The sequence below is a fragment of the Paracoccus albus genome (assembly GCF_027913035.1).
GTDB lineage: Bacteria > Pseudomonadota > Alphaproteobacteria > Rhodobacterales > Rhodobacteraceae > Paracoccus > Paracoccus albus.
The window spans coordinates 1379092-1405233 of sequence record NZ_CP115775.1; the positions used below are offsets into that span (position 1 = coordinate 1379092).

Below are 26142 nucleotides of genomic sequence, written 5' to 3' on the forward strand. Positions count from 1 at the left end.
GTGATGCGGTCGGCGATCTCATATATCTCGTCAAGCCGGTGCGAGATATAGACGATCCCGACACCACTATCGCGCAGGTCTTTGATGATCTGCAGCAGCCGCCGGGCATCGCCTGTCGACAACACAGCGGTTGGTTCGTCAAAGACGATCACACGCGCATCGCGAGACAGGGCCTTTGCGATCTCAACCACCTGCTGATGGGCGACGGACAGATCCGAAATCTGTTCCCCCGGCTTGATGTCGAAACCAAGGTTGGAAATCAGGCTGCGCGCGCGTTCACGCAGGCGGGCCCAGTTGATTCCGACCGGCAGCGCACCCAGAAAGATATTCTCGGCAACGGAAAGATCCGGCGCAAGCGCCATCTCCTGATGGATGACGGAGATCCCGCGCCTGATCGCATCGGTCGGACCGTTCAGCCGGACCTCTTCTCCCTCGATCAGCGTGCGGCCGGCGTTCGGGCGCAACTCACCGCCAAGCACACGCATGAGCGTCGACTTACCGGCACCGTTCTCTCCGCAAAGCGCGTGGACCTCGCCCGGATACAGATCGAAATCGACTTCGGTCAGGGCGTGGATGCCCGCGAAGGATTTGGTGATGCCCTCTAGTTTGACCAGTTCAGCCAAGTGCCCCTCCGTCACCTAAGGTCACAACCGGGCCGCCGAATTTCAGGCAGCCCGAGAAGCATGTGCTTTATCCGTGCCGTCTCAGAAGACGGATTCGGGATCGTAGTAATCGTCGACGTTTTCCTGCGTCACGACGGCCGGTTCGGTGAAGGTGTATTTGGTCAGTTCCTGCTCTTCACCATTCAGCGCCTTAAGACCGACTTCGACGGCCAGTTCGGCGACGGCTGCAGGATCGTTCAGACCCGTGGCGCCATATTCGCCGTTCTTGATCATCTCATAGGCCTCTTTCTGCCCGTCTGCGGCAGCGACCAGAAGAACACCCTCCAAACGGTCGGCCGCCCTCAGCGCCTCACGAGCGCCGATCACCATCGAGTCGTTCTCGCCCAGGACAACGTTGATGTCGGGGTGCGCGGTCAGCAGGTCCTCCATCGCGCTGAGCCCCCCTTCGGTGGACCAGTTGCCCCAGCCCTGCCCGACAATTTCGACATTCGCATTGCCGAAATTCGTCAGTTGCGCATCAATGAGACCACTGAGAACGCCCATGCGGCGTGCCTGCCCGACCACGTTACCCTGAGAGCCGGACAGAAGCGCAATCTTCAGCGGTTCACCATTGGTCTCGTTCGCCAGCCATTCGCCGACGAGCTCACCATTGTCACCGTTCGAGGCGGAGACGTTGGTGATATAATCACCCGACGGATCCAGCATGGAATCCATCGAAACAACATGCACGCCCGCAGCCGTCGCCGCATTGACGGCCGGAATCAGACCCTGCGGATCGCGCGGGTTGATGATAAGGACATTGACGCCGGACGCGACCATGTCTTCAACATCCCCGATCTGCTTGACCATGTCATTCTGCCCGTCCGCCGTGCGCACGGTGCATCCGGCAGCCTCTGCCGCCTCACGCGCGGCAACTTCCTGCGCTGCGAAATACGGCGCACCAAGCGTATACATCGACACACCGACAGAGCAGTCCCCCTGCGCGAAGGCCGCGCCGCTCATCATCAGGGCACCAAACAGGGTACCCGCCACAATCTTCACTTGCATCCTCAACTCCTCCCAATGATCCCGCCGCCCGAAAATCGTCCCCCGAACACGGCAAACACGTTTGATCAGTGCCGCGATGCTAGGAGGGCGACCCGTAGCAGTCAACGGGTTTTCTCATATTTTTGTAGTTTTGATAAAAAAATATTGTCCGCATGGGGATTCTCGCCTAGCATTCAGTCCATATCCGTATTTTTACTACCGTATATTTGGGGGGAACCTATGCAGCTTGCCGAACCGCGCCTTTGTGGCATCTCCATCAAGACGGGCATGTTGGAGAATGCCGACGGCCATTATCGCAAGACATATCGCGACCTGACGGGTCTCTATGCCGATGCAGAAGCGTTCGAAGAGATCCTTTCCGAAAAGGCGGATGAGGTCGCGTATGAAGTCACATCTTACACCCCCGGCGCGCAGACATCTGACCTGATCATGGGCGTCACGCGGATGGAGGCGGGCAAGGTTGGCCGCGAATATTTTCTGACTCGCGGCCACATTCACGCAAAGGGAAACCGCCCCGAGATCTACCAGACCCTTTCCGGCCGCGGGATCATGCAGATGGAAAGCCCCGATGGCCAAGTCCGGCTGGTGGAAATGGGTCCGCAGCAGGTCTGTTATGTTCCGCCCTTCTGGATCCACCGTTCCGTAAATATCGGTGAGGAGGATTTGGTGATGTTCTTCGCCTACCCAGCCGATTCGGGGCAGGATTACGGCATCATCGAACGCTCTGGCGGGATGCGTGTCCGGGTTATGGATGACGGGAATGGCGGCTGGAAGGCCGAGGACAATCCTGCATGGAAGAACCGTAGCGAAGAAGATCTGAAGGCAATTGCCGCAGCAGCGGAGGGCGTAGCATGACAAGTGTATTCAAGAAAATCGCTGAAATCGGCGTCGTTCCCGTGATCGCTATCGAAGATGCAGCACATGCGCGCCCGCTTGCCGAGGCCTTGCTCAAGGGTGGGCTTGGTGTCGCGGAAATCACCTTCCGCACCGATGCTGCGGCAGAGGTGATCGAGACGCTCAGCCGTGATTGTCCGGAACTGCTGACCGGCGCGGGCACAATTCTGACTCGCGAACAGGCAGAACGGGCTGCCAGTGCAGGCGCAACGTTCGGGCTGGCACCGGGCTTCGACCCGGATATCGTGGACGCAGCGCAGGCCCTGAACATTGAATTTGCGCCGGGGATCATGACCCCGTCAGATATCTCACTCGCCGCGGCGAAAGGTTGCCGGTTGATGAAATTCTTTCCTGCAACGCCTGCTGGCGGGCCATCCATGCTGAAGAACATAAATGCTCCTTTCGCCCATATGGGACTGCGCTTCGTCCCGACTGGCGGTGTGACGCTGGATACGATGAAGGACTGGCTGGCGCTGCCCGAAGTCGCAGCCGTCGGCGGCACATGGATCGCGAAAGCCGAACACATGCGCGACGGCGACTGGTCCGGCATTGCCGAGCGCGCCCGCGCAGCCGTTGCGCGCGTTGGGGAGATACGCGGATGAACGATTACTCACCGGCAACCAAGCCAACGCTCTATTTCATCGGCGTGACGACCGGCAAAAGCTCTATCATGAAGGTCTTTCCCGCATGGGCAGAGGAGCTGGGCCTCGGCGATGTGCAGATCGTCGGCATGGATTTTCAGCCACATTCGGACCCTGACGCCTATCGCGAGGCCGTGGCCTTCATCCGCGACGATGCGAACTCGCTCGGGGCGCTTGTCACCACTCATAAGATTGACCTGTTCAACGCATGTCGCGATATGTTCGATGTGATCGACCCTTTCGCCGCGTTGATGAAGGAAACCTCCTGCATCTCCAAGGCGGACGGCAAGCTGGTCTGCCATGCGAAAGATCCGATCTCATCGGGCCTCGCGATAGATGGCTTTCTTGGACCTGACTATTTCGCGCGAACCGGGGCGGATCTGTTCTCTATCGGCGCCGGGGGATCGACAATTGCGCTGACATGGCATCTGATGCGGAAGGAACGCGGGGAAGATGTTCCGGCGCGCATCATCGTATCGAACCGCTCTCAGCCACGCCTTGATGAAATCCGGCACATTCACAGCCAGATTCCTACTGATACACCGTTAGATTACGTGCTGGCACCCCGGCCAGAGGACAACGATCGGGTGATTGCCGACCTCAAACCCGGCTCACTGATCATTAATGCCACAGGGCTCGGCAAGGACGCGCCCGGATCCCCGATCAGCGACGCGGCGGTCTTTCCAGAGAATGCTGTCGTCTGGGACCTGAATTATCGCGGCGATCTGGTTTTTCTGGATCAGGCCCGTTCTCAGCAGAAAGAGCGCGATCTGACAATCGTGGATGGCTGGACTTATTTCATCCACGGATGGACACAGGTGATCGCCGAGGTATTCCACGTCGAGATCGGGACAGACGCAGCAACTATTGCCCGACTGACCGAAGTCGCGCAGAACGCGGTGCGGGGATAGGTCATGGCGCGTATCCTCATCACTCCCCGTTCGCTGACATCCGAGCCGCCAAAGGAACTTGACCCCCTTCGCGTGGCCGGACATGAACTTGTCTTCTGCACAGCCGGAAAAATGCCGGATGAAGCAGAGCTTCTGGCCCTTGTGCCTGATATTGATGGCTGGCTCGCTGGTGTCGAGCCGGTGTCGAACGCGGTCATCGCGGCAGCAGAAAGGCTGCGCGTCATCAGCCGTAACGGCTCGGGCGCCGACAATATCCCGATGGAGAAGATCGATGAACGCGGCATCGTGCTCGAACGTGCGATGGCCGCTAATGCGACCGGCGTTGCGGAATTGGCCATAGCACTTGCGCTCGCCGCCTGCCGCAAATTGCCAGAGGTGGCAACAGGTGTTCGCGAAGGCGGTTGGCCCCGTCCTAAGGGACGCGAGATTGAAGGCATGACTGTCGGGGTTGTCGGCGTCGGCGCAATCGGTCGTAAATTCGCGCGCGTCATGGCTGAACTCGGCGCAAATATAGTCGCTGTCGATCCGGCCCAGCCCGATCTGGGATCGCTGGCGGGCAAGGTCGAATATGTCGGATTTGATGAGTTGGTTAGGCGCGCCGAGATCATCTCATTCCACTGCCCGATGCCTGCGGACAACCGTCCGCTCCTTGACGTCGGGCGCATAGAACGCCTGCGCCCTTCTGTCATCGTGATCAACACCGCGCGGGCCGGCCTTATCGACGAGGCGGCCATGCTTGACGCTTTGGGTCAGGAGCGCGTCGCAGCCTACGCGACCGATGTTTTCAACACCGAGCCACCTCCTCCGGGCGGGCTGGCGGCGCATCCGCGTGTCATTGCGACCAGTCATATCGGCGGCTTGACCGATGAAAGCATCAGCCGGGCCACACGAATTGCCGTCGAAAACCTGCTGAGGCACCTCGGAACGGAAAAGCAGAATGCGGCTAAGTGAACAACCGCTTGAAAGGCCGCTGCGCGAGGTTCTCGCCCAGCCGCCGGGCGAAGGACTGCGGCTGTTTTGGCTCGGTCAAGCCGGTTTCGTGATCGATGGCGCAGGCCGCAGGGTTGTTATCGACCCCTACCTGTCGAACTCGCTGGCTGAAAAATACCGAGGCAAGAAATTCCCCCATACGCGATTGATGCCCGCCCCGGTCGCTGCGGATAAGGTCGCCCATGTCGATCTGGTTATCGCCACCCACGCACATTCCGATCACCTTGATCCGGGCACATTGCCGGCGCTGATGGGGGCCAATCCACTGGCTCGTCTGATCGCCCCGGCCTCCGCCAGCGAGGTCGCAGTCGAGCGGGCGCGAATCGTGCCCGAAAGACTGATTGCCATCGATGCGGGCGAAACGATCAGCCATCGGGGCATCAAGATCACTGCCACCCGCGCAGCACACGAAACAATTGAGACCGACGAAGCGGGCAGGCACCGCTTTCTTGGGATGGCGATTGGAATTGCTGGACGGGTCGTCTATCATTCAGGCGATACGGTCCCCTTCGAAGATCAGACTGCAGAGGTGGCGAGCCTGAACGCCGATTTGGCCCTTTTCCCTGTCAATGGTCGGGACGATCTGCGTGCCGGAAACGGCGTTCCCGGCAATATGACATTGGACGAGGCAATTTCACTGGCGCGTGCTGCCGGCATCGGGACCGTAATCGCGCATCATTTCGACATGTTCGAATTCAACACCCTGCCGCGCGACACAGTAGAGCGTGCTGCAGCGGCATCGCAAAACCCGCAGCTACTGGCAGCGCAGATCAACTTGTCATATGTTCCGGCGCCTGAAACAATTGAGCGGACATCATGACAGACCCGGTCGACAGCCTTGCTCCACGGAACATCCTTGAAACGGTCCGCACCATGCGCCCGGAAATGCGCCGTTCCGACCGCAAGGTTGCTGACGCGGTTCTGGAATATCCGCGCAAGCTGATGAACGCCACGGTGGCCGAAACCGCCGAGATTGCCGGTGTCAGCCAGCCGACAGTGATCCGGTTCTGCACCGCGCTCGGCTGCGAGGGGTTTCAGGACTTCAAGATACGACTCGCCCAAAGCCTCGTTTTGGGCACGCCCGCCACGCAATCGGCAATCAATATCGACGACACCCCAGATGAGGTCGCGGCGAAGATATTCGATTACACAATGACATCGCTGGACTGGGCGCGACACAAGCTGGACATGGTTCAGATCAATGAGGCTGTGGAGCTGATCTTGCAAGCACGAAGCCTTGAGATCTTCGGCTTCGGGGCCTCCGGTATCGTGGCACAGGATTTCCAGCAGAAGTTTCCGCTGCTGGGCGTGCCTTGCCGTGCGACTGTCGACAGCCATCAGCAGCTTATGGCAGCCTCGATGATGCAGCCCGACGACGTCGCCGTCGCCATTTCGAACACAGGCAAAACCATGCTGGTGATCGAACTCGCCCGTCTCGCGAAAGAACAGGGCAGCAAAGTGATCGCCATCACCGGATCGGACCACAGCGCCCTGGCTAATTATTCCGACATCCTAATCAATGTAGAGACATTGGAAAATACGGATGTCTTTACCCCGACCACATCACGCATCGCAGCACTTGTGGTCGTCGATATAATCTCGACCTTGGTCGCCCGAAGATTGGACAAAGTCGCTAACCAACGGCTGGTCCGCATGAAGCGCTATCTGAGTCAGGTGCGCCAGAACGAACCTTTCTAAGTAGTTACAGCTTTCGCGTTTGGCTTGATAGGCGCTTTTGAACGCGTCGCGCATTTGCGCTCAAGTCTCGGCTGACGCGCTGCGTGCCATAAGATAGTTCGAAAACACCCTTGCATTGTTGCCACAATGTTGATGAGCAAAAGCTTCCCTTTGGTCAGCGCGACAGAAGTTTTGACGTGCCGGGAAAAGACTGTCACATTTCCTTCATAAACTGGTTGCTGATTTGTCATGGAGGGGCGTTACCACGCCGACTGATCTCAACCCAACAGGAGGGAAGTGAAATGAAACTTATTCTCACCGGTACGGCGATGGCCGTAGCCATGTCCGTGACTGCTGCAAATGCACAAACCGAGGTGCAGTGGTGGCACGCAATGGGCGGCGAACTGGGCGCCAAGCTGGAAGAAATCGTTCAGGGCTTCAATGACAGCCAGTCCGATTACAAGGTCGTCCCCTCCTACAAGGGCACCTATCCCGAAACCATGACCGCTGCGATTGCTGCGTTCCGTGCCAGTGAACAGCCTGCCATCGTTCAGGTCTTCGAAGTCGGCACCGGCACGATGATGGCGGCCGAAGGTGCTATCGTTCCGGTTCACCAGCTTATGGAAGATCAGGGCGCCGCATTCGATCCGCAGGCATTCCTGCCGCAGGTCGTCGGCTATTATACCGACACCGATGGCAACATGCTGTCGATGCCGTTCAACAGCTCGACCCCAATTCTGTATTACAACAAATCCGTCTTTGAAGAAGCCGGACTGGACCCGGAAACCCCGCCCAAGACCTGGGCCGAGATGGAAGAGTTTTCCAAGCAGATCATGGAATCAGGCGCGGCAAGCTGCGGCTTTACCACCGGCTGGATCAGCTGGATCCAGACCGAAAACTTCAGCGCCTGGCACAACCAGCCGATCGGCACGATGGAAAATGGCTTCGGCGGGCTTGATGCGCGCCTGTCCGTAAATGGCCCGGTTCAGGTCAAGCACTGGGAAAACCTGAAGAAATGGGCTGACGAAGGCATCTTCAAATATGGCGGTCCGGTCGGTGGCGATAACGCACCGCCGATGTTCTACAGCCAGGAATGCGCGATGATCATGAACAGCTCGGCCAGCCGCGCCGGCGTTCTGGCCAATGCGACCGATTTTGAGGTCGGCTTCGGCATGCTGCCCTATTACGACGATGTCGAAGGTGCGCCGCAGAACTCGATCATCGGTGGCGCTACGCTTTGGGTGCTGTCGGGCCGTCCGGATGAAGAATATGCCGGCGCCGCGAAGTTCTTCGAATACCTCTCCAGCCCGGAAGTTCAGGCTGATTGGGCGTCCTTCTCGGGCTATCTGCCGATCACGCAGGCGGCCGCCGATCAGATGTCAGACTTCTTCACCGAGAATCCCGGTGCCGATACCGGTCTGAACCAGATCACGCTGAACGAGCCGACCGAGAACTCCAAAGGTCTGCGCTTCGGCAACTACGTTCAGATCCGCGGGATCATCGACGAGGAATTCGAGCAGCTGATGTCCGGATCGAAGGATGCGCAAGGCGCACTGGATTCCGTCGTCGAGCGCGGCAATGCGCTGATCGAAGAATTCCAGGCGCAGAACCAGTAAACTGAACTTTCGGGGGCCGTTCACGCGGCCCCCGTTTCCTTCGGCCCGAGTGACAAGATGAAGCGCACGATCTTCAACAACCAGCTTTTGCCCTGGCTGCTGCTGGCCCCGCAATTGGCCATTACCTTCATCTTCTTCATCTGGCCCGCCGCTCAGGCTGTCTGGCAAAGTTTCCTTCGAGAAGATGCCTTCGGAATAAAAACCACCTTCGTCGGGATGGAAAACTACTGGCGGCTTCTGGACAGCCCCGAATATATGAACTCTCTGCAGGTGACGGCGGTTTTCGCGGTGTCCGTCACGCTGTTGTCGATGGGCTTTTCACTGCTGCTGGCGGTGGCCGTCGACCGGATGATCAAATCATCGCAGATCTATACCACGCTTCTGGTCTGGCCATATGCCGTGGCACCAGCCGTTGCGGGTATCCTGTGGTGGTTCATTTTCAATCCGACCATCGGCATCCTGCCCTATGTGCTGGATCAGTTCCGCTATGACTGGAACCACATTTCCGACAAGGGAGATGCGATGCTGCTGGTTGTCATCGCCAGTGCGTGGAAACAGATAAGCTATAACTTCCTGTTCTTCGTGGCAGGGCTGCAATCAATCCCGTCCAGCCTTCGGGAGGCCGCAGCAATTGACGGTGCGGGCCCGGTCAAACGGTTTTTCACAATCACCCTGCCGCTGCTGTCGCCGACCACCTTCTTCCTGATGGTCGTCAACATCGTCTATGCCATGTTCGACACCTTCGCCGTGATCGACAGCACGACCGAGGGCGGGCCGGCGCAAGCCACCAATATCATGGTCTACAAGGTCTATTTCGACGGTTTCGTGGGCCAGAATCTCGGCAGCTCCGGCGCGCAGTCGGTGATCCTCATGCTGATCGTGATCGCGCTGACCGTGATCCAGTTCCGCTATGTCGAAAAGAAGGTGGAATACTGATGATCGAGAACCGCCCCGGCCTCAATTTTCTGGCCCATCTGGTGCTGATCTTCGGTGTGGCCATCGTTGCCATGCCGGTCTGGATCGCCTTCGTCGCCTCGACCCATACCGCGACCGACTTTTCGTCCGGTACCATACCCATGCTGCCCGGACCGCATCTGGTGGAGAATTACAGCCGTATGCTGGACAGCGGCCTGTCGACCAGCGGGACGCCGCCGGTCGGCTGGATGATGGTCAACAGCCTGATCATGGCGCTGTCGATCGCAATCGGAAAGATCGTGATCTCTGTCCTGTCGGCCTTCGCCATCGTCTATTTCCGTTTTCCGTTCCGCAATTTTGCCTTCTGGTGCATCTTCATCACCCTGATGCTGCCGGTCGAGGTGCGGATCGTTCCCACCTTTCAGGTTGTCGCAGGCCTTGGCCTGCTGAACTCATATGCCGGTCTGTCGATCCCGCTGATCGCGTCAGCCACCGCGACATTCCTGTTCCGGCAGGTTTTCCTGACCATTCCTGATGAGCTGACAGAGGCTGCGCGGATCGACGGCGCCGGTCCGATGAAGTTCTTCCGCGACATCCTGCTGCCGCTGTCGCGCACGAATATCGCGGCGCTGTTCGTGATCCTGTTCATCTATGGCTGGAACCAATATCTGTGGCCGCTGCTGGTGACCACGGATTCCAGCTATTACACCATCGTCGCGGGCATCAAGCGCATGGCCGACGCGGTGGACGGGCTGCCCCAGTGGCACCTTGTGATGGCGACCGCCATCATGGCGATGCTGCCGCCCGTCGCCGTCGTCATCGCCATGCAGAAGCTGTTCGTCAAAGGTCTTGTCGAGACGGAGAAATAAAAGTGGCATCAATTACACTCGACAATGTCGGCAAGGTCTATCCCGGCGGCAATCGCGCCATTGGCGATGTGAATCTGGATATCGCGGATGGCGAATTCATCGTGTTGGTCGGCCCGTCCGGCTGCGGCAAATCCACCTTGCTGCGCATGGTCGCTGGACTGGAATCGATCACCGACGGTACGGTCAGGATCGGTGATCGTGAAGTTAACCGCGTAGAACCGGCAGAGCGTGACATCGCGATGGTCTTTCAGAATTACGCGCTTTATCCGCATATGTCAGTGCGCAAAAATCTGGAATACGGCCTGAAGAACCGTGGCACCCCGCGCGCCGAAATTAACCGCCGGGTTGAAGAGGCAGCCAATATCCTGCAGATCGGCCCTTATCTGGAACGCAAGCCCCGCGCCCTGTCCGGCGGCCAGCGACAGCGCGTTGCGATGGGTCGTGCCATCGTCCGCGAACCTGCCGCCTTCCTGTTTGACGAACCGCTGTCAAACCTTGATGCGAAGCTGCGCGTCACCATGCGGCTGGAGATCAAGGATCTTCAGAAACGTCTGCGGACAACAAGCCTTTATGTCACCCATGACCAGCTGGAGGCGATGACGCTTGCCGACCGCTTGGTGGTTCTGAACATGGGCCAGGTCGAGCAGATCGGCACCCCGCTGGAGGTTTACCGCCGACCCGCCAGTGCCTTTGTCGCCGGCTTCATCGGCAGCCCGGCCATGAACCTGATCCCGTCCCGCGCGGTGCCGCACCTGCCGGGCAGCGCCCATGCAGGCCTGCTTGGCATCCGCCCCGAGGACGTGAGCATCGATTCGAACGGCCCGATTGAACTTCGCGTCGGAGCGGTTGAAGAACTGGGCGCCCAGCGTCTCGTGCACGGACAGGTTGGTGGAGAGGGGTTCACTGTCACAATGCCCTCTAATGCCGAGCTTTCCGACACGATCCGCCTGTCTGTCCCGCCTGACGCGCTGCACCGTTTCGACACCGAAAGTGGCAGACGGCTGGACTGACGTCGGGGATTGCGGCGGCAATCTTGGGTCGCCATACCTCAACAGCACTGGAAAACCCGTGTCCACCATGCGAGGTCTCTCGCGCAAGGAAGAGATATGGTTGAGCCAATGAAAATTTCCATTCAGACAAAGCTTGAATACGACCTTGAAACGCCCGGACCAGCGGTTCTGACAGTCGAAACGGCAGGTGCGGACGGCCAGGCGATCCTACAAGCCGAGATCGACCTTGGCGATCTGGAAAGCTTTGCCCGTGTGCCGGGGGATGAAGGGATCGGCGAACGCATGGTTATCCGGCCCCGTGCGCATCTGTCCTGCAATTACACCGCAACGGTGCAGGTCGAGCGTCCCAGACCGGATTTTGTATCCCTGCCCGCGACTCCGTTCGAGCGGCTGCCCGGCGACGCCCTGCGCTATACCCTGCCCTCGCGCTATTGCCCGTCAGAGCGTTTCGGGAACTTCGTTCACAAATGCTTTGGCAACCTGACCGGAGGTGCCCGCGTGGCAGCGATGCGCGACTGGGTTGAAGAAAACCTCGATTATGTCGCGGGAGTCTCAGGGTCGGAAACAACAGCGGTCGATACATTTCTGGAACGCCGCGGCGTCTGCCGGGATTACGCGCATGTGTTGATCTCCTTTTGTCGCGCCGCGAATATTCCTGCCCGCATGGCCAGTGTATACGCACCCGATGTCAATCCGCCGGATTTTCACGCCGTGGCAGAGGTTTTTCTGGACGGCGCATGGCATCTGATTGACGCAACGGGCATGGCCCATGCCGACAATATGGCGATCATTGCGGTGGGCCGCGACGCCACCGATGTGGCGTTTCTGTCCTCGGTCCAGATGGCGACACTGGTTTCCCAGTCGATTACGGTCAATCGCGCAGACTAAGTCCCCGGGCTCAAACTTTCACAAAAAGCGCCCAGATAACCCTTGACGTTAACATTAGTGTCAATGGTCTAGCCCGGTCCGGGAAAGGGAGCTGACGATGCAGATCAAGGAAGCCGCAACGCAATTGAAAATCAGCCCGCGCAGCCTGCGCCATTATGAGCAGACCGGGCTGCTTTCGCCTGCGCGCGACGCCAATGGCTACCGCAGCTATTCGCCCGCCGACATCCGCAAGGCCGGTCGCATCCGTGACATGATCGCAACCGGGTTTTCCACGCGCGAGGTGTTGGCGATGGCGCCTTGTCTGACCGATGAAGGTGCCGGCGCGTGTGAGGCCGGACTGGGTGATCTGCAACACAAGCTGACGCAAATAGATCGGCTCATCGCAGATCTTCAGACACGCCGGCAGGCAACGCAAAGCCGGATCGCAAGCTTCGAAAGCGCCCTTTCGCCACGCAATGACGAAAGGGAAAACCCCGGACATGACACCTCATACCCTCATCCTGTTTCTGATCGCCTTTCTGGTTGGAAGTGACGAATTCCTGCTTGGCCCGATCCTGACGCCGATCGGTGCCGATCTGGGTGTCGCGCCAGAGCGGATTACGCTGTTCATCGGCGCTTATGCGCTTCCGCTGGCGCTGTTGTCGCCTTTTCTGGGGGGCTTATCGGACCGCCTCGGTCGTCGCGCGGTCCTGCTGCCATCTGTTGTGATGTTCTGCCTGGGATCGCTGGGCACAGCCCTGTCGCCGTCATATGGCGTCGCGCTCTTTACGCGTGTTCTGACCGGGATCGGGGCGGCGGGTATGTTGCCGATTGCCTTCTCAAGCGCTGCCGATAGCGGGGCAAAGCGCGCACCGGCCAACATCGCCGCCGTTCAGGCCGGGCTGACAAGTGGTATTATCCTTGCGCCCCTGTATGGCGCTGCCGTCACCACAATGTTTGGCTGGCACTGGGCTTTTGCAGGGCTTGCCGCTGCGGGGGCGCTATCGCTTCTGGGCATTGGCCGCCTGCCTGTCGCCCAGGATGGACAGGACCAGCCTGGCTCGGCCGGACCTGTGCTGGTGCCGGGTGCTTTCGCCGCCATCGCGGCGATGGGTCTCGGGCTCGGCGGAGCCATCGGCATCTATGCCATTGCTGGCGAGCGGTTCCGAGACCTGACGGAATTCGGGACTCGCGGCGTCGGTGCTGTCTATGCGGGGTTCGGCATCATGACACTTGTCGGCAACCTGTTGATGCCGCGTATCATCGGTCGCACAAGGGATGGTCGGCAGCTTATGCTGTTCTGCCTGCTGGGGGTCATGGTGGCAATCGTCGCGCTGTTCAGCCTGACGCTGAGCGCCGTGCTTGCATGTCTGGCGATGGCGATATGGGCGGTCCTTGGCGGGATCGGTGCCCCTGCCCTGCAAACATATCTCGCCAGCCTGTCAGAGGCGCGGCGCGGCGTGCTTATGGCGCTTGGCGCAAGCGCGATGAATCTTGGCGTCGCCATCTGGTCCGCAGTGGCGGCTGCCTTTTTTGCCACGGCGTCCAGCCTTGTGGCGCTGCTTGGCTTTGTGCTGATCGGGATAGCCTGTTTATTCCTGGCATCTCACAAGCGGGAGGATAGGGTCGCCAGAGCGTAAAGCAACGCATCAACCGCGACAAAAGACAAGATCGGGCCGCCGGGGGAGGACGGCGGCCCGATGATCGGATCAGTTTTTCTCGACGAGGCGATAATAAACGAAATCCGATGTCGCGCCGTTCACATAGCCTGTGACGGCGTTGTTCATGGCCACCTGATAAGCCGCCTGGAACATGATCACGATGGGAGAGTCTTCCTGAACTTTCTTCTGAAGGTCCTGATACATCTCCGCCCGTTTTTCCGGGTCCGCCTCGGACAGGGCCGCCATCGTTTCAGCATTCATTTCATCCGGCACGGCCCATGCGTTGCGCCAGGTGGTGGTGGCGGCGTAATTCTCGTCCGAATTATCCGAGTTATAGGCGAAGGCCTTGGCGTTGGAATGCGGGTCCATGAAGTCCGGGCCCCAGTACAGCAGCATCGCCTCATGGCTGCGCTCGCGGTATTTGGTGATGACCTGACTGCCGGTACCGGGCAGGATCTCGAAGTTGATGCCGGCATCGGCAAAGCTGGCCTGAAGCGACTGGGCCATGTCCGTAAAGGGTGCCGAGTTGATAACATCCAGCGTCACCGTGATCGGCGTGTCGACCCCGGCATCAGAAAGAATCTGCTTGGCTTTTTCAGGGTCATAGCTGAACGGCGTTTCGTCATATGAACCGGGGAAGCCTTTTGGCCAGAACGCCTGATGCACCTCCATCTGGCCGTTGATGATCGTGTCGGTCATGCCGGTGTAATCCACCAGATAGCGCGCGGCCTCCCATAGCGCGGGATCGGTCAGGCTCTCCGTCTTCTGGTTGAAAGAAAGGAAGTGCACGGCGGCCTGCGGATAGGTCTCAACCTTGATTTCCTCGCTGTTTATCGAGGCGATCTGATCCGGCGTCAGGTTGCGGGCCATGTCGATATCGCCCTGCTCCAGCAGCAATTGCTGGGTCGCGGATTCTGCGACATGGCGAATGATGACACTGCTCATCGCCGGGGCGCCGTTGAAGTAGTTTTCATTTGCCGACATGCGAACCATCTGCGCGGGCTGATAGCGGTCCAGCGTGAAGGGGCCCGAACCGGCTGCATTCTCGTTCAGCCACGCATTACCCATGTCGCCATCGACTTCGTGTTCCATGACTACGGCGCTGTCGACGATAGAGGCCGGGCGGGCGGCAAGCACGTTCAAAACGAAAGCCGGAGAGAAATCGCCCTCATATTTCACGGTGACGGTGTTCCCCTCACCCGTCACCATTTCATCGACATTCTCCGGGGTCCAGCCAAGCTGTGTCAGAATGAACGCGGGCGTCAGATTCAGCTTGATGACGCGGCTGAAAGAATAGATCACATCGGCAGCAGTGACAGGGTTCCCCGAAGCGAAGGTCGCACCGTCCCGCAGCGTGAACGTGATGGTTTTCGCCTCTGCATCGGCCTCCCACTCGGATGCGAGGCCACCGGCCAGCACGGTCGTATCATCAGCGTCATACTGAACCAGCCGGTCATAAAGGTTGGTGACCAGTTCACCCGACGTAAATTCATAGGCCTGCGCCGGGTCGATGGCGACGATGTCGTCAATATTCTGCGCCACGACAAGCGCGTCGTCCGGTGTCTCGGCAAAGGCGGTCAGCGGCAGCGCCATGGCACTGGCCAGCAATACGGATCTGAGATTGTTCACGGTCTTCTCCCTTCAGGTTTCATTCTGGCGATCACGTTTCGTTTGCTACGGTGGCGCGATCCCTGCGCGAAAGTTCGGGCAGTTGCATCCCGCCCGTGCGGTTCAGAACAGCCAGTGTTCCTGTCCACAGCAGGCGGGCTGGCTGATCGGTGCGGTTGCTCCACGCATGAGGGGTCTGGCCGCTGTAGTGCAAGCAATCGCCAACCGTCATACGAATTTCCTGACCGCCCAGTTCCTGAACAAGCTCGCCTTCCAGCACGAAGATCATCTCTTCGCCCTCATGACTGACCGTTTCAGAAGCGTATCCCGGCGGCACCGTCAGCACAAACCCGGACAATTCGGCACCCGGAAAATCTGCCGCAAGGTTCTCATAGGTCATGTCTGAACTTGGCAGCGAGAATTGCGGGCGACGTCCGGCACGGGTCAAGCCGTCGGTCGGCTTCGGCGCAGAAATGAAATAGTCCAGCGACACATCGAGGGCGTCGGCAATCTGCGCCAACGTTCCCAGGCTGGGCGTCGCATTGTCACGTTCGACCTGACTGAGATATCCGACCGATACCGCCGCCCGATCGCCTAGCGCCTGCAGGGTAAGCTGCATCTGTTTCCGTCGCTTGCGAATCGCGGGACCAAGGCGCGGTTCTGCCTTCGGTTTCGTTTCTGACATCTTAACGCTGGTCCCCTGCCAGTTTCAGCCGCATTCTGCGCCGCGTCGCTTGATGCGGCTTGATTAAGCTACAAAAATTTTTTTGGTAAGGCAAAAATATTTTTGCGTTCTGGAAAAATTCCTCTATGCAACGGCGGCGGACAAAGTTGAGATTTCTGTCTGCCGAAACGACCGAAGGAGGAACAAGGATGGCCGCGGACGCCGCAGCGCGCGGAAGATTTCATCGGGCGGCGAAGTCAATAGCCGGCTTCGTTATCCTGACCGTGCTGACCTTCATCGGCCTGCTCGCGATCACGTTCTTCATCGGTCGCGTTGTGCCTATCGACCCGGTGCTGTCGGTCGTCGGCGACCGCGCCACGCAGGAACAATACGATGCAGCCCGTGCCGCGATGGGGCTGGACCGGCCAATGATCGTGCAGTTCTTCGACTATGTCGGCGACGTGTTCCGCGGCGAACTGGGGCGCTCTATTTCGACCAACCGCCCTGTGGCGCAGGATCTGGCCACCGTCTTTCCGGCGACGCTGGAAATGGCGACGCTGGGAATCCTAATCGGCGTCGGACTTGGCGTTCCGCTTGGGGTCTGGGCCGCGTCGCGTCAGGGAACATGGGTCGATCAGCTCATCCGGGTCTTTGCCCTGCTGGGTTATTCCGTGCCCGCTTTCTGGCTGGGGCTGGTCGGGCTGGCGCTGTTCTATGCCGGGCTTGGCTGGGTGGCAGGGCCGGGCCGCGTCGATATTTTCTATGAAGGACTGGTCGAGCCGGTTACCGGCCTGATGCTGGTCGATGCAGCAATCGCCCGCGATTGGGAGGTGTTCATGAATGCGCTAGACCACCTGATCCTGCCTGCCGCGATCCTCGGTTTCTTCTCGCTTGCCTATATCGCACGGATGACGCGCAGCTTTATGCTGGATCAGTTGGGGCAGGAATATGTCACCACCGCGCGGGTGAAGGGCGTTGCCGAATGGCGGGTCATCTGGACCCATGCCTTCCGCCCGATCCGCGTGCCCCTGATTACCGTGATCGGCCTGTCCTATGCTGCCCTGCTGGAGGGGTCTGTGATGATTGAGACCGTGTTCAGCTGGCCCGGTATCGGCAATTACCTGACCGTCGCGCTGCTGAACGCCGATATGAATGCCGTGCTTGGCGCGACGCTGGTGATCGGCGCGGTGTTCATCCTGATCAACCGGCTCTCGGACGTGCTGTATCGCGTCCTTGATCCACGCAGCCGCTAAGGAGGCCCGAACATGAGCACGACCCGCGAGTGGCTTCTGGATGAATCACCTGCTTCGCGCCTTCAGGCAAGCCTCGGACGCAGCTATCGCGTGATTCTGGCGCTGATGCGCAACCCGCTGGCCGTGCTGGGTGCGTTGATCCTGCTTGCGCTGCTGATCGCGGCTGCATTCGCGCCGTGGATCGCGCCCCACAGCCCGTACGGTCAGGACCTGGGCGCAAGGCTGCTGCCACCCTCTGCCGAGCATTGGATGGGCACGGACGAACTGGGCCGCGACATCTTCAGCCGGGTCATCTATGGCGCACGCATCACGCTGATGATCGTGGCGATGGTGGCGGTCATCTCGGCCCCGCTGGGGCTGCTGATCGGAGCGGTGTCGGGTTATTTCGGCGGTTGGGTCGACAAGATAATGATGGGGCTGACAGATGTGTTCCTGTCCATGCCAAAGCTGATCCTTGCGCTTGCCTTTGTCGCAGCCCTTGGTCCGGGTATCGAAAACGCAGTCATAGCCATCGCTATCACGGCATGGCCCGCTTATGCGCGTATCGCGCGGGCAGAGACTTTGACCTTCCGCAATTCGGAATTCATCGCTGCGACCCAGCTTCTGGGCGTATCACACCTTCGGATCATCACAGGTCATGTCCTGCCGCTTTGTACGTCCTCGATGATCGTGCGGGTGACGCTGGACATGGCCGGGATCATCCTGACCGCCGCCGGCCTCGGCTTCCTGGGCCTGGGCGCGCAGCCGCCCCTGCCGGAATGGGGGGCGATGATCTCTCGCGGGCGGACCTTCATCCTCGATCAGTGGTGGGTGGCGACCATGCCGGGTTTCGCGATCATCCTTGTCTCACTGGGCTTCTGCTTCCTGGGGGACGGGCTCCGCGATGTTCTGGATCCGAAACAGGGGGGCAAGTCGTGACCGCGCCGCTTCTGGAGATTGAGGATCTTCGCGTCAGCTTCCCGACGCCGAAAGGCCGGGTCGAGGTGGTCAAGGGTCTGTCCCTGACCCTTGGTCGCGAACGGCTGGGCATCGTCGGCGAAAGCGGGTCGGGAAAGTCGATGACCGGCCGCGCGATCCTGCGTCTGATCCGCCGCCCCGGACGGCAGGACGCCAAACGGATGGTCTTTGACGGGATCGACCTGACTGCAAAATCCGAACGTCAGATGCGGGCGCTGCGCGGGGCGCGCATCTCGATGATCATGCAGGACCCGAAATTCTCGCTGAATCCTGTGATAACGGTGGGCGACCAGATTGCCGAGGCGCTGATCACCCACGAACGCCTCGCCCGCCGCGATGTCCGCGACCGCGTGATCGAGATGCTGCATTCGGTGCGCATCAACGATCCCGAGCGGGTGGTGAAGCTGTATCCGCATGAAGTCTCGGGCGGGATGGGGCAACGCATCATGATTGCCATGATGCTGATCCCCCGCCCCGATCTTCTGATTGCGGATGAGCCGACCTCGGCGCTCGACGTATCGGTGCAGGCGCAGGTGCTGGACCTGATCGACGAACTCGTGCGCGATCACGGGATGGGTCTGATCCTGATCAGCCACGATCTGAACCTCGTCGCCCGTTATTGCGACCGCATTCTTGTAATGCATTCAGGCGAAGTCGTCGAAAGCTGTGCCGCGCGCGACCTTCACAACGCCAGCCATCCGTATACGCGCGGCCTGCTGGCCGCCGTGCCGCGGATGGAGGAAACGCGCGACGAGCTTCCTGTCCTCGACCGCAGCGCATGGGGTGGAACATGAGTGCCATTGTTCTGAAAGACCTGAATATCTCCTACGGTGAGACACCTGTCGTGCACGACGTGAATATCGAGGTGGCCGAGGGAGAGAGCTTTGCACTCGTCGGTGAGAGCGGATCGGGGAAGTCGACCATTCTCAAGGCGATTGCAGGGCTCGCGCCTGACTGGACGGGAGAGATCACCGTCCTGGGTCAGCCGCGCGGCCACAAGGTCGATCACGGCTTTGCGACGCGCTGCCAGATGGTGTTCCAGGACCCCTATGGCTCGCTGCATCCGCGCAAGACGGTCGATGCTGTGCTGTCCGAACCGCTGCGAGTCCACGGTATCGGCAACCGCCCTGCCCGCGTGGTAGAGATGCTCGCCGCGGTCGGGCTGGAACAGCGGTTCCGCTTCCGCTTCCCGCATCAGCTGTCCGGCGGTCAGCGCCAGCGGGTGGCCATCGCCCGCGCGCTGATGCTGGAGCCGAAGGTGATGCTGCTGGACGAGCCGACATCTGCTCTGGATGTATCGGTTCAGGCAGAAATCCTGAACCTGCTGAAGAAGCTTCGCCGCGAACAGGGGCTGACCTATCTGATGGTGACGCACAATCTGCCGGTGGTTGGCTTCATGTGCGACCGCATGGCGCTGATGAACAAGGGCCGTGTGGTAGAGATCGCGCCAGCTACCGCGCTGCATGACGGCAGCTTCAAGGACCCTTACAGCCAGGCGCTCTATGCCGCATCTGGCGGCAACCCCGACCGCAAGGACATCACATGACCGACCACGACGCCATCGCCCATTTTACCACGGCACTTTCGGATGCGCGCAGCGAAGCCCAGGCCTATGACGCGCTTTGTGATCTGGCAAAGCAAACGGTGGGCGCAAAGCTGTTCACCGTCATGACAGCCGATATGCAGGCCATGCTGGCACGCCGCGCCTATACCGACGATCCGCTGAACTACCCCACTTCCGGCACCAAACCGATTGAAATGGATCGCTGGTTCGAGCAGGTCCACACCCGCCACGAAACCTTCGTCGCGAACACATTGGCAGAGATCGATACCGTGTTCCCCGATGCCGAATTGATCGGACAACTTGGCTGCGGGTCGGTCGTAAATCTGCCGGTCATACTTCGCGGGGAAATGGTCGCGACCGTCAACATGCTGCATGAAGAAGGTTTCTATACGCCCGAACGTGTTGCCGCAGTCCGCAATGTCGTGACACTTCCAGCGATGACAGCGATGGCGCTTGCGGAAACTTTTGGCGAAAATATCGCTTGATATTTACAGCTTGTCTCCGGCACCTTTCGATGTTCAGAATTTCTTATCCATCTTCACGCCATAACGGCTTAGATGCACCGGAAATTCTCCATACCCTTAACAGCTCGCTGAAATAGTCCCGGATCCGGAACGCTGACCCTGCATCACGGCTGCGTCACGCGAACGCGCTGCCTCTTGGCGCGTTCGGTGTCTGCGCCGGGGGCGTTTCTCTGCTTCATGAGGCAAGCAAGCTGGGGCAGTCTGGCGAGGTTGTTGGCGGCCATTGTCAGGATGAACGGCGACCGAACGCGTTCGACGCCGCGAAAACCGTCTGCGCCGTGCCGCCAACGGTTTTCGTCCAGCCGAAGGCCTCTTCGATCTTCTTTCGGTGTCTGACCGACAGGGCGTAGCCCTCATGCCGGCTGGTTCGGCCGTCGATTGCCGAATGTCTCGTCTTCTGAGCGATATGTGGCGTGACGCAGGCCTGCCGCAGATCGGCGACGAACCCGGCCGCGTCATATCCCTTATCGGCACCCGACCGCAGCCGCCGGGGTGATCCCGGGGACCGGCGGTGGATCATGTCCAGAGCTGCCTTTCGCCAGGCCTGGCCGTCGGCCCGGGTCAGGTCGCCCTGCATCTTCCCGGCCGATGCGCTTCGACATGATCTGTGATGCCAACGGGATCGAGCATCGCCTGGCCAAGCCCAATCACCCATGGAGTTTGGAGGATCAGAAAACAGTCCGGGGGACAGTTTTCCCGCCAAACGGTCAGGTCGAGCGCATGAACCGGTCAATCAAAGACGCAACCGTCAAACGCTTCCACTACGACAACCACGACCAATTTCACGGCCGCTTACAATTTCGCGCGCAGCCTCAAGACACTCAGCGCCCTCACGCCCTACGAATACATCTGCAAGATATGGACTTCAGAGCCAGATAGATTCACCCTAAATCCGATCCACCAGATGCCAGGACTGAACACCCAGGGCCACGGTCGCGATCCTTCAGACCATAATAGTCAAGGTCGCGGATGATCGGTCCGTCGTCAGAGTTTTTCGGACTTCTCGGGTCGTTTTGTAACGGAGGTTCTGGTTCGGTTTCTGTTCAAGTTTAGGCGGCAGCGGCTTGGTGCTGCAACCGACGGTTTCGGATAGTCTGCTTCTTGGTCTCCTCTCTCTTTTTCAGGATTTTCGCGCCGCGGCCGTGATGGACGTCGGCGGGTGTCAGGTTGGCCAGGCTCTCATGATCGCGGCGATTGTCGTAGTGGTCGACGAAGGCGCCGATCTGCCTTCTCAGGTCGCCGGGCAGGAAGTAGTTCTCCAGCAGAACACAGTTCTTCACGGTCTGATGCCAGCGCTCGATCTTGCCTTGGGTCTGCGGATGACGCGGGGCGCCACGAACATGGTCCATGCCCTTGTCCTCAAGATAATCGGCCAGATCGGAAGCGACGTAAGACGCGCCATTGTCGCTGAGTAGCCTAGGACCATGGCTCATAGCCAACAGATGACGGTTGCGGCGAGTTCGATTGCCGAGAGGAAGACCTTTGGGCATCTGTCGTATCGGGTTGCCACGCGTCGCCAGTCCTTCAGCCTGCCGAACATGATCTCGATGCGTTTGCGTCGTTTTTATCGGCGCTTGTCGTTCTTCACAGTTTTCTTGCGCTGTTTTTGACCGGGGATGCACGGGCGTATCCCTTTGTCTTTCAATGCTTCCCGGAACCAGTCGGCGTCATAGCCGCGGTCTCCGAGTAGCCAATCGACATCCGGTAGGTTGCCAAGCGATGCCCGCGCGCCGATGTAGTCGCTGACCTGACCGGCGGTGACAAACAGGTTGAGCGGGCGGCCATGCTGGTCGCGGTCCGGTGCGCCTTCAGATAGGTGGCGTCAATCATGACCTCTTCTCCTCACCGCGCTCGGCGGCCAGGCCAGCCATGATCTGCTCGAAGACGCCCTTGTCGCTCCACCGCTTCCAACGGTTGTAGAGCGCCTTGTGCGGACCGCATTCAACAGGCGCGTCACGCCAACGCAACCCATTGAGATTGATAGAAATAATACCGTCCAACACACGCCGATCATCGACGCGCGGCTTGCCGTGGGGCTTCGGGAAATAGGGCTCAGGACGCGCCATCTGCGCATCTGTCAGCCAGAAGAGATCAGACATGTTCACGCTCGTTTTCGGGCGGTGGAGCACGTAGACCAACAGAAATCAATGGGTCATGACCCTACCAGCATACCCCGCATAAAGCGGTTCTGGACGAAGGAACCTGCACAAAAATACAATCAAAGGTTGAGCTGATGGTGAAGGAGTTTCTCACACAACCCTGGTTACTGCAGCAGCTCCTGCCCTCTAGCCGAGCGCGTAGCCCGTACCACGCACGGTCCGCACGGGATTGTCGCCTCCGTTCTGCATCAGCGCTTTGCGCAAACGCCCGACATGGACGTCGATGGTGCGGGTATCAACATAGATGTCACGACCCCAGACCCGGTCCAGAAGCTGTTCACGCGTCCAGACCCGGCCCGGCTTTTCCATCAGCGTTGACAGCAGTCGAAATTCGGTCGGCCCCAGATGCAGCGCCTGCCCCGCGCGGAAAACGCGATGTTCGCCAGCATCAAGGATAATATCGCCGAAACTCAGCCGCTCTCCCATAGTTGCCGGGCGCGTCCGGCGAAGCTGGGTGCGCAGGCGCGCCATCAGCTCCACCACTGAATATGGCTTCACGACATAGTCGTCGGCGCCGGTTTCCAGCCCGCGCACCCGGTCCACCTCGTCGCCGCGCGCGGACAGCATGATAATCGGGATCTGGCGCGTCTGTGGGTCGGCCTTGATGCGCCGACAGATTTCGATCCCCGAGACATTGGGCAGCATCCAGTCCAACACGATCAGGTCGGGCTGTTCTTCCTGAACCAGAAGCAGCGCCTCATCGCCGTTTTCCGCCATGATCGCCTCGAAACCCTCGGATTCGAGGTTGTATCTCAACACCTCGCGCTGAGCGCCTTCGTCTTCCACGACCAGAACGCACGGAGTTTGTCGTGCGGACATGCCCTTATCCTTCCACCGCGCCTGCTGGGGTCTTCACAACGCCATCCTTCTTCGGACGCGCCTCATCCGGCAACTCGCCAGTGACCAGATAGATCACCTGCTCGGCGATGGTGGTCGCATGATCGCCCATCCGCTCGATATTCTTGGCGATGAAGTGAAGGTGCACGCAGGCGGTGATATGACGCGGATCTTCCATCATATAGGTCAGGAATTCGCGGAACAGCGCGTTATACATCTGGTCCACTTCCAGATCCCGGTCACGCACATCCGCCGCCAGATCGGCGTCACGCTGGATATAGCTGTCAAGCGCGTCCTTCAGCAGACGCTCAACCGTCACCGCCATCCGACGCAGCGCCATGCCCGCCCCTTCGATCACCGGAAGATGGGACAGGACATGGCTTCTTTTGGCCATGTTCTTCGCATAGTCCCCGACCCGCTCCAGCGAGGCCGAAATCTTGATCACGGTCAGCACCAGACGCAGATCCGTCGCCGTCGGCGCGCGAAGCGCGATCAGCCGCGCGGCCTCTTCGTTCACCTGAAGGTCAAGCCGATCGATTTCCTTGTCACGGCGGCGGACATCTTCGGCCAGTTCCTCGTCAAAGGTTTCAAGCGCCTTGGCGGCATCGATAATCGCTGCCTCGACCAGCCCGCCCATGCGGACGACCAAGGCTTGAAGCGTCTCAAGATCGCGGTCAAAAGCCGAAGCGATATGTTTGGTGTCACTGCTCATATTACGTCTCCCAGTCGCGATTCAGCCGATCCGGCCCGAGATATAGCTTTCCGTCCGGGGGTCCTGTGGTTTGGTGAAGATGTCATCCGTCAGGCCGTATTCAACCAGATTTCCCAAATGGAAAAATGCGGTTCTCTGACTGACACGCGCAGCCTGCTGCATTGAGTGTGTCACAATAACCACCGAAAATTCTTTGCGAAGCTGGTCGATCAGTTCTTCCACCTGGCTGGTGGCAATCGGGTCAAGCGCCGAGCAGGGTTCGTCCATCAGCAGCACTTCCGGCTGCGTCGCCACAGCGCGAGCGATACACAACCGCTGCTGCTGTCCGCCAGAAAGTCCGGTACCGGGTTCCTGCAGCCGGTCCTTAACCTCATCCCACAGCGCAGCACCACGCAGTGACCTCTCGACGATTTCGTCCAACTCGGCCTTGTTTGCGGCTAGGCCGTGGATCTTGGGACCGTAGGCGACATTGTCAAAAATCGATTTCGGGAACGGGTTCGGCTTCTGGAACACCATGCCAACACGGGCGCGCAGCTGCACTGGATCGACACGGCGGTCGTAAATATCCTGACCGTCAATTTCGATGTTACCCTCGATCCGGGCGATGTCGATCGTGTCGTTCATGCGGTTGATGCACCGCAGAAAGGTCGATTTACCGCAGCCTGACGGGCCGATAAAGGCCGTTACCGTCTTGTCGAGAATATCGACATCCACATCCTTGATTGCGTGTTTGTCGCCATAATAGACCTGCACCTTGCGTGCGGTTATCTTGACGTCGTTGTCCTGCGTCACTTGGCGCTCCACCATCGTCATGTCGTTCATTGTATCCATTCCTGCCACCTTTCTACCAGCGGCGTTCAAACTTGTTGCGGAGGAAGATCGCCAGGGCATTCATCATGACCAGAAAACCCAGGAGAACCAGAATTGCGGCCGACGTCCGGCTGGTAAAGCCACGCTCGGGGCTGTCGGCCCAGATATAGATCTGCGTCGGCAGCGAGGTCGCCGCATCAAGCGGTGTCGAAGGTGCGGCCGTAATGAAGGCGTTCATCCCGATCAGCAGAAGCGGTGCGGTTTCGCCAAGTGCCTGGGCAAGACCGATGATCGTGCCGGTCAGAATGCCCGGCATGGCCAGCGGCAATACGTGCTGGAACACCACCTGCTGACGCGAAGCGCCAACGCCAAGTGCTGCTTCACGGATCGAGGGTGGCACCGCCTTCAATGCGTTCCGCGTCGCGATGATAATCGTTGGCAGGGTCATCAGCGACAGCGTGATCCCGCCCACCAGCGGCGCCGAGCGTGGCAGGCCGAACCAGCCAAGGAACACTGCCAGCCCCAGCAAACCGAACACGACCGACGGCACAGCGGCAAGGTTATTGATGTTAATCTCGATCAGGTCGCTTATGCGATTCTTGGGCGCGAACTCCTCAAGATAAATCGCGGCACCGATGCCAACCGGGAAAGAAATCATGAAGCAGACCAGCAGGGTATAGAAAGAACCGATCAGCGCTCCTTTCAGACCCGCGGCTTCCGGGAAGCGCGAGTCGGCATTGGTGAACAACGCGGTGTTGAAGGGCAGCGAAACCAGGCCGGCACCCTCGATTTTCTCAAAGACCACGATGTCTTCCGGTGAAAAGCGACTGCGGCTGCCTTCCTCGATCTCGCGGCCATATACACCCTTGTTCAGCTGGTCATAGGGATCCGACGCCGCGACTTTCATCTCAACCGTCTGGCCAATCAGCGAGGGATCGGCAAGGATTTCGTTACGGATCTCGAAACGGGCCTGGCTGGTCAGCATATCCTCGGCAGTGTCCAGCTCATCTTCCGTCAGGAAGTCAAAACTCTGCGCAACAGCAGCCGAGAAAAGACCACGGAAATCACCATCTGCCGGCGCATCCGGTGAAACATATTCCTGTGTGATCGGCACAGTCAGCGTCATGTGGGTCTGGCGGAATGCCTTTGCCCCTTCGCTGAGAAGCGTCCACAGCAGGATCACCAGCATGGTCACGGCAATGCCAAGCGCGGCAATGCCAAGGGATTTCAGGATCGTCTCACCACGGTGCCGCTTGCGCAGATGCGCTGCAGCGCGGGGCGAATTCCACTGGCCGGTCTGGCCCTCAATATCTGGTTGGGTCGCCATTTAGGG

25 protein-coding genes and 5 pseudogenes are annotated in these 26142 nt (G+C 59.5%); 19 read left to right on the plus strand and 11 right to left on the minus strand.

The window, feature by feature from the left end; genetic code table 11:
- Nucleotides 1–137 precede the first annotated feature (137 nt).
- Nucleotides 138–638, minus strand: a pseudogene (locus PAF20_RS18945) (ATP-binding cassette domain-containing protein); the annotation flags it as partial.
- A gap of 66 nt (nucleotides 639–704) precedes the next feature.
- On the minus strand, nucleotides 705–1670 hold the full coding sequence (locus PAF20_RS06855) for a substrate-binding domain-containing protein (RefSeq protein ID WP_271072966.1): 966 nt from the start codon (nucleotides 1668–1670) through the stop codon (nucleotides 705–707).
- Nucleotides 1671–1889: 219 nt separating this feature from the next.
- Between PAF20_RS06855 and PAF20_RS06860 the strand changes: the two genes are divergently transcribed.
- From PAF20_RS06860 to PAF20_RS06920, 13 genes are all read left to right on the plus strand, one after another.
- The gene (locus tag PAF20_RS06860) at nucleotides 1890–2525 is read left to right on the plus strand and encodes a glucose-6-phosphate isomerase (RefSeq protein ID WP_271072967.1); all 636 of its coding nucleotides are present in this window, start codon (nucleotides 1890–1892) and stop codon (nucleotides 2523–2525) included.
- Entirely contained in the window at nucleotides 2522–3166 is a 645-nt protein-coding gene (eda, locus tag PAF20_RS06865; RefSeq protein ID WP_271072968.1) for a bifunctional 4-hydroxy-2-oxoglutarate aldolase/2-dehydro-3-deoxy-phosphogluconate aldolase, read from the plus strand. The genes PAF20_RS06860 and eda overlap by 4 nt, the downstream gene beginning before the upstream one ends.
- Nucleotides 3163–4116 (plus strand): shikimate dehydrogenase family protein, encoded by a 954-nt coding sequence (locus PAF20_RS06870; protein WP_271072969.1) that lies wholly within the window; start codon nucleotides 3163–3165, stop codon nucleotides 4114–4116. The genes eda and PAF20_RS06870 overlap by 4 nt, the downstream gene beginning before the upstream one ends.
- Nucleotides 4117–4119: 3 nt before the next feature.
- A complete protein-coding gene (locus PAF20_RS06875; protein WP_271072970.1) occupies nucleotides 4120–5067 on the plus strand; it encodes an NAD(P)-dependent oxidoreductase in 948 nt (315 codons plus the stop codon).
- Nucleotides 5054–5926 carry an MBL fold metallo-hydrolase gene (locus PAF20_RS06880; protein ID WP_271072971.1) on the plus strand — a complete coding sequence of 291 codons (873 nt, stop codon included), beginning with the start codon at nucleotides 5054–5056 and terminating at the stop codon, nucleotides 5924–5926. Before PAF20_RS06875 ends, PAF20_RS06880 begins: the two co-directional genes overlap by 14 nt.
- On the plus strand, nucleotides 5923–6804 hold the full coding sequence (locus tag PAF20_RS06885; RefSeq protein WP_271072972.1) for a MurR/RpiR family transcriptional regulator: 882 nt from the start codon (nucleotides 5923–5925) through the stop codon (nucleotides 6802–6804). Before PAF20_RS06880 ends, PAF20_RS06885 begins: the two co-directional genes overlap by 4 nt.
- A gap of 281 nt (nucleotides 6805–7085) precedes the next feature.
- Nucleotides 7086–8399, plus strand: coding sequence for a sn-glycerol-3-phosphate ABC transporter substrate-binding protein UgpB (ugpB, locus tag PAF20_RS06890; protein ID WP_271072973.1), 1314 nt, complete (start codon nucleotides 7086–7088; stop codon nucleotides 8397–8399).
- A 57-nt stretch (nucleotides 8400–8456) separates the two neighbouring features.
- Nucleotides 8457–9335 carry a sn-glycerol-3-phosphate ABC transporter permease UgpA gene (ugpA, locus tag PAF20_RS06895; RefSeq protein WP_271072974.1) on the plus strand — a complete coding sequence of 293 codons (879 nt, stop codon included), beginning with the start codon at nucleotides 8457–8459 and terminating at the stop codon, nucleotides 9333–9335.
- Nucleotides 9335–10183 (plus strand): sn-glycerol-3-phosphate ABC transporter permease UgpE, encoded by an 849-nt coding sequence (gene ugpE, locus PAF20_RS06900; protein WP_271072975.1) that lies wholly within the window; start codon nucleotides 9335–9337, stop codon nucleotides 10181–10183. The genes ugpA and ugpE overlap by 1 nt, the downstream gene beginning before the upstream one ends.
- Nucleotides 10184–10185: 2 nt before the next feature.
- The gene (locus PAF20_RS06905; protein ID WP_271072976.1) at nucleotides 10186–11193 is read left to right on the plus strand and encodes a sn-glycerol-3-phosphate import ATP-binding protein UgpC; all 1008 of its coding nucleotides are present in this window, start codon (nucleotides 10186–10188) and stop codon (nucleotides 11191–11193) included.
- Between the two features lie 108 nt (nucleotides 11194–11301).
- The gene (locus tag PAF20_RS06910; RefSeq protein WP_271072977.1) at nucleotides 11302–12081 is read left to right on the plus strand and encodes a transglutaminase-like domain-containing protein; all 780 of its coding nucleotides are present in this window, start codon (nucleotides 11302–11304) and stop codon (nucleotides 12079–12081) included.
- A gap of 97 nt (nucleotides 12082–12178) precedes the next feature.
- Entirely contained in the window at nucleotides 12179–12613 is a 435-nt protein-coding gene (locus tag PAF20_RS06915) for a MerR family transcriptional regulator (RefSeq protein WP_271072978.1), read from the plus strand.
- On the plus strand, nucleotides 12561–13700 hold the full coding sequence (locus PAF20_RS06920; protein ID WP_271072979.1) for an MFS transporter: 1140 nt from the start codon (nucleotides 12561–12563) through the stop codon (nucleotides 13698–13700). The genes PAF20_RS06915 and PAF20_RS06920 overlap by 53 nt, the downstream gene beginning before the upstream one ends.
- 69 nt (nucleotides 13701–13769) lie before the next feature.
- Here PAF20_RS06920 and PAF20_RS06925 read toward each other — a convergent pair whose 3' ends face one another.
- Together PAF20_RS06925 and PAF20_RS06930 are read right to left on the minus strand one after the other, a co-directional pair.
- Nucleotides 13770–15314: an ABC transporter substrate-binding protein gene (locus PAF20_RS06925; RefSeq protein WP_434802951.1), complete on the minus strand. Its 1545-nt coding sequence runs from the start codon at nucleotides 15312–15314 to the stop codon at nucleotides 13770–13772.
- A gap of 67 nt (nucleotides 15315–15381) precedes the next feature.
- The gene (locus PAF20_RS06930) at nucleotides 15382–16014 is read right to left on the minus strand and encodes a helix-turn-helix domain-containing protein (protein ID WP_271072981.1); all 633 of its coding nucleotides are present in this window, start codon (nucleotides 16012–16014) and stop codon (nucleotides 15382–15384) included.
- A 188-nt stretch (nucleotides 16015–16202) separates the two neighbouring features.
- On the opposite strand from PAF20_RS06930, the gene PAF20_RS06935 reads away from it, so the two are divergent.
- The 5 genes from PAF20_RS06935 to PAF20_RS06955 are packed head-to-tail and all read left to right on the plus strand — an operon-like array spanning nucleotide 16203 to nucleotide 20252.
- The gene (locus PAF20_RS06935; protein ID WP_271072982.1) at nucleotides 16203–17246 is read left to right on the plus strand and encodes an ABC transporter permease; all 1044 of its coding nucleotides are present in this window, start codon (nucleotides 16203–16205) and stop codon (nucleotides 17244–17246) included.
- 12 nt (nucleotides 17247–17258) lie between these two features.
- Nucleotides 17259–18164, plus strand: a complete 906-nt coding sequence (locus PAF20_RS06940) for an ABC transporter permease (protein WP_271072983.1) — start codon at nucleotides 17259–17261, stop codon at nucleotides 18162–18164.
- Nucleotides 18161–18997, plus strand: coding sequence for an ABC transporter ATP-binding protein (locus PAF20_RS06945; RefSeq protein ID WP_271072984.1), 837 nt, complete (start codon nucleotides 18161–18163; stop codon nucleotides 18995–18997). Before PAF20_RS06940 ends, PAF20_RS06945 begins: the two co-directional genes overlap by 4 nt.
- The gene (locus PAF20_RS06950) at nucleotides 18994–19749 is read left to right on the plus strand and encodes an ABC transporter ATP-binding protein (protein ID WP_271072985.1); all 756 of its coding nucleotides are present in this window, start codon (nucleotides 18994–18996) and stop codon (nucleotides 19747–19749) included. Before PAF20_RS06945 ends, PAF20_RS06950 begins: the two co-directional genes overlap by 4 nt.
- Nucleotides 19746–20252, plus strand: a complete 507-nt coding sequence (locus PAF20_RS06955; protein ID WP_271072986.1) for a GAF domain-containing protein — start codon at nucleotides 19746–19748, stop codon at nucleotides 20250–20252. Before PAF20_RS06950 ends, PAF20_RS06955 begins: the two co-directional genes overlap by 4 nt.
- 227 nt (nucleotides 20253–20479) lie before the next feature.
- On the opposite strand, the pseudogene PAF20_RS06960 reads toward PAF20_RS06955, so the two are convergent.
- A pseudogene (locus PAF20_RS06960) lies at nucleotides 20480–20868 on the minus strand (transposase); the annotation flags it as partial.
- Nucleotides 20869–20885: 17 nt separating this feature from the next.
- On the opposite strand from PAF20_RS06960, the pseudogene PAF20_RS06965 reads away from it, so the two are divergent.
- A pseudogene (locus PAF20_RS06965) lies at nucleotides 20886–21264 on the plus strand (hypothetical protein); the annotation flags it as partial.
- Nucleotides 21265–21340: 76 nt separating this feature from the next.
- Here PAF20_RS06965 and PAF20_RS06970 read toward each other — a convergent pair.
- The 6 genes and pseudogenes from PAF20_RS06970 to pstA all read right to left on the minus strand — a co-directional run.
- A pseudogene (locus PAF20_RS06970) lies at nucleotides 21341–21718 on the minus strand (integrase core domain-containing protein); the annotation flags it as partial.
- 2 nt (nucleotides 21719–21720) lie between these two features.
- Nucleotides 21721–22390 (minus strand): annotated as a pseudogene (locus PAF20_RS06975) (IS5 family transposase).
- A 186-nt stretch (nucleotides 22391–22576) separates the two neighbouring features.
- Nucleotides 22577–23269 (minus strand): phosphate regulon transcriptional regulator PhoB, encoded by a 693-nt coding sequence (gene phoB / locus PAF20_RS06980; RefSeq protein ID WP_271072987.1) that lies wholly within the window; start codon nucleotides 23267–23269, stop codon nucleotides 22577–22579.
- 4 nt (nucleotides 23270–23273) lie between these two features.
- Nucleotides 23274–23999: a phosphate signaling complex protein PhoU gene (gene phoU / locus PAF20_RS06985; RefSeq protein WP_271072988.1), complete on the minus strand. Its 726-nt coding sequence runs from the start codon at nucleotides 23997–23999 to the stop codon at nucleotides 23274–23276.
- 21 nt (nucleotides 24000–24020) lie between these two features.
- Entirely contained in the window at nucleotides 24021–24821 is an 801-nt protein-coding gene (gene pstB, locus PAF20_RS06990) for a phosphate ABC transporter ATP-binding protein PstB (protein WP_271073268.1), read from the minus strand.
- 22 nt (nucleotides 24822–24843) lie between these two features.
- Entirely contained in the window at nucleotides 24844–26136 is a 1293-nt protein-coding gene (pstA, locus tag PAF20_RS06995) for a phosphate ABC transporter permease PstA (RefSeq protein WP_271072989.1), read from the minus strand.
- Nucleotides 26137–26142: the final 6 nt, after the last annotated feature.

Bases quoted from the DNA above. Each gene is read 5' to 3' on its own strand.
- PAF20_RS06855 (WP_271072966.1), bottom strand. From the start codon at position 1,670: ATGCAAGTGAAGATTGTGGCGGGTACCCTGTTTGGTGCCCTGATGATG.
- PAF20_RS06860 (WP_271072967.1), top strand. From the start codon at position 1,890: ATGCAGCTTGCCGAACCGCGCCTTTGTGGCATCTCCATCAAGACGGGC.
- eda (WP_271072968.1), top strand. From the start codon at position 2,522: ATGACAAGTGTATTCAAGAAAATCGCTGAAATCGGCGTCGTTCCCGTG.
- PAF20_RS06870 (WP_271072969.1), top strand. From the start codon at position 3,163: ATGAACGATTACTCACCGGCAACCAAGCCAACGCTCTATTTCATCGGC.
- PAF20_RS06875 (WP_271072970.1), top strand. From the start codon at position 4,120: ATGGCGCGTATCCTCATCACTCCCCGTTCGCTGACATCCGAGCCGCCA.
- PAF20_RS06880 (WP_271072971.1), top strand. From the start codon at position 5,054: ATGCGGCTAAGTGAACAACCGCTTGAAAGGCCGCTGCGCGAGGTTCTC.
- PAF20_RS06885 (WP_271072972.1), top strand. From the start codon at position 5,923: ATGACAGACCCGGTCGACAGCCTTGCTCCACGGAACATCCTTGAAACG.
- ugpB (WP_271072973.1), top strand. From the start codon at position 7,086: ATGAAACTTATTCTCACCGGTACGGCGATGGCCGTAGCCATGTCCGTG.
- ugpA (WP_271072974.1), top strand. From the start codon at position 8,457: ATGAAGCGCACGATCTTCAACAACCAGCTTTTGCCCTGGCTGCTGCTG.
- ugpE (WP_271072975.1), top strand. From the start codon at position 9,335: ATGATCGAGAACCGCCCCGGCCTCAATTTTCTGGCCCATCTGGTGCTG.
- PAF20_RS06910 (WP_271072977.1), top strand. From the start codon at position 11,302: ATGAAAATTTCCATTCAGACAAAGCTTGAATACGACCTTGAAACGCCC.
- PAF20_RS06915 (WP_271072978.1), top strand. From the start codon at position 12,179: ATGCAGATCAAGGAAGCCGCAACGCAATTGAAAATCAGCCCGCGCAGC.
- PAF20_RS06920 (WP_271072979.1), top strand. From the start codon at position 12,561: ATGACACCTCATACCCTCATCCTGTTTCTGATCGCCTTTCTGGTTGGA.
- PAF20_RS06925 (WP_434802951.1), bottom strand. From the start codon at position 15,314: ATGGCGCTGCCGCTGACCGCCTTTGCCGAGACACCGGACGACGCGCTT.
- PAF20_RS06930 (WP_271072981.1), bottom strand. From the start codon at position 16,014: ATGTCAGAAACGAAACCGAAGGCAGAACCGCGCCTTGGTCCCGCGATT.
- PAF20_RS06935 (WP_271072982.1), top strand. From the start codon at position 16,203: ATGGCCGCGGACGCCGCAGCGCGCGGAAGATTTCATCGGGCGGCGAAG.
- PAF20_RS06940 (WP_271072983.1), top strand. From the start codon at position 17,259: ATGAGCACGACCCGCGAGTGGCTTCTGGATGAATCACCTGCTTCGCGC.
- PAF20_RS06950 (WP_271072985.1), top strand. From the start codon at position 18,994: ATGAGTGCCATTGTTCTGAAAGACCTGAATATCTCCTACGGTGAGACA.
- PAF20_RS06955 (WP_271072986.1), top strand. From the start codon at position 19,746: ATGACCGACCACGACGCCATCGCCCATTTTACCACGGCACTTTCGGAT.
- phoB (WP_271072987.1), bottom strand. From the start codon at position 23,269: ATGTCCGCACGACAAACTCCGTGCGTTCTGGTCGTGGAAGACGAAGGC.
- phoU (WP_271072988.1), bottom strand. From the start codon at position 23,999: ATGAGCAGTGACACCAAACATATCGCTTCGGCTTTTGACCGCGATCTT.
- pstB (WP_271073268.1), bottom strand. From the start codon at position 24,821: ATGAACGACATGACGATGGTGGAGCGCCAAGTGACGCAGGACAACGAC.
- pstA (WP_271072989.1), bottom strand. From the start codon at position 26,136: ATGGCGACCCAACCAGATATTGAGGGCCAGACCGGCCAGTGGAATTCG.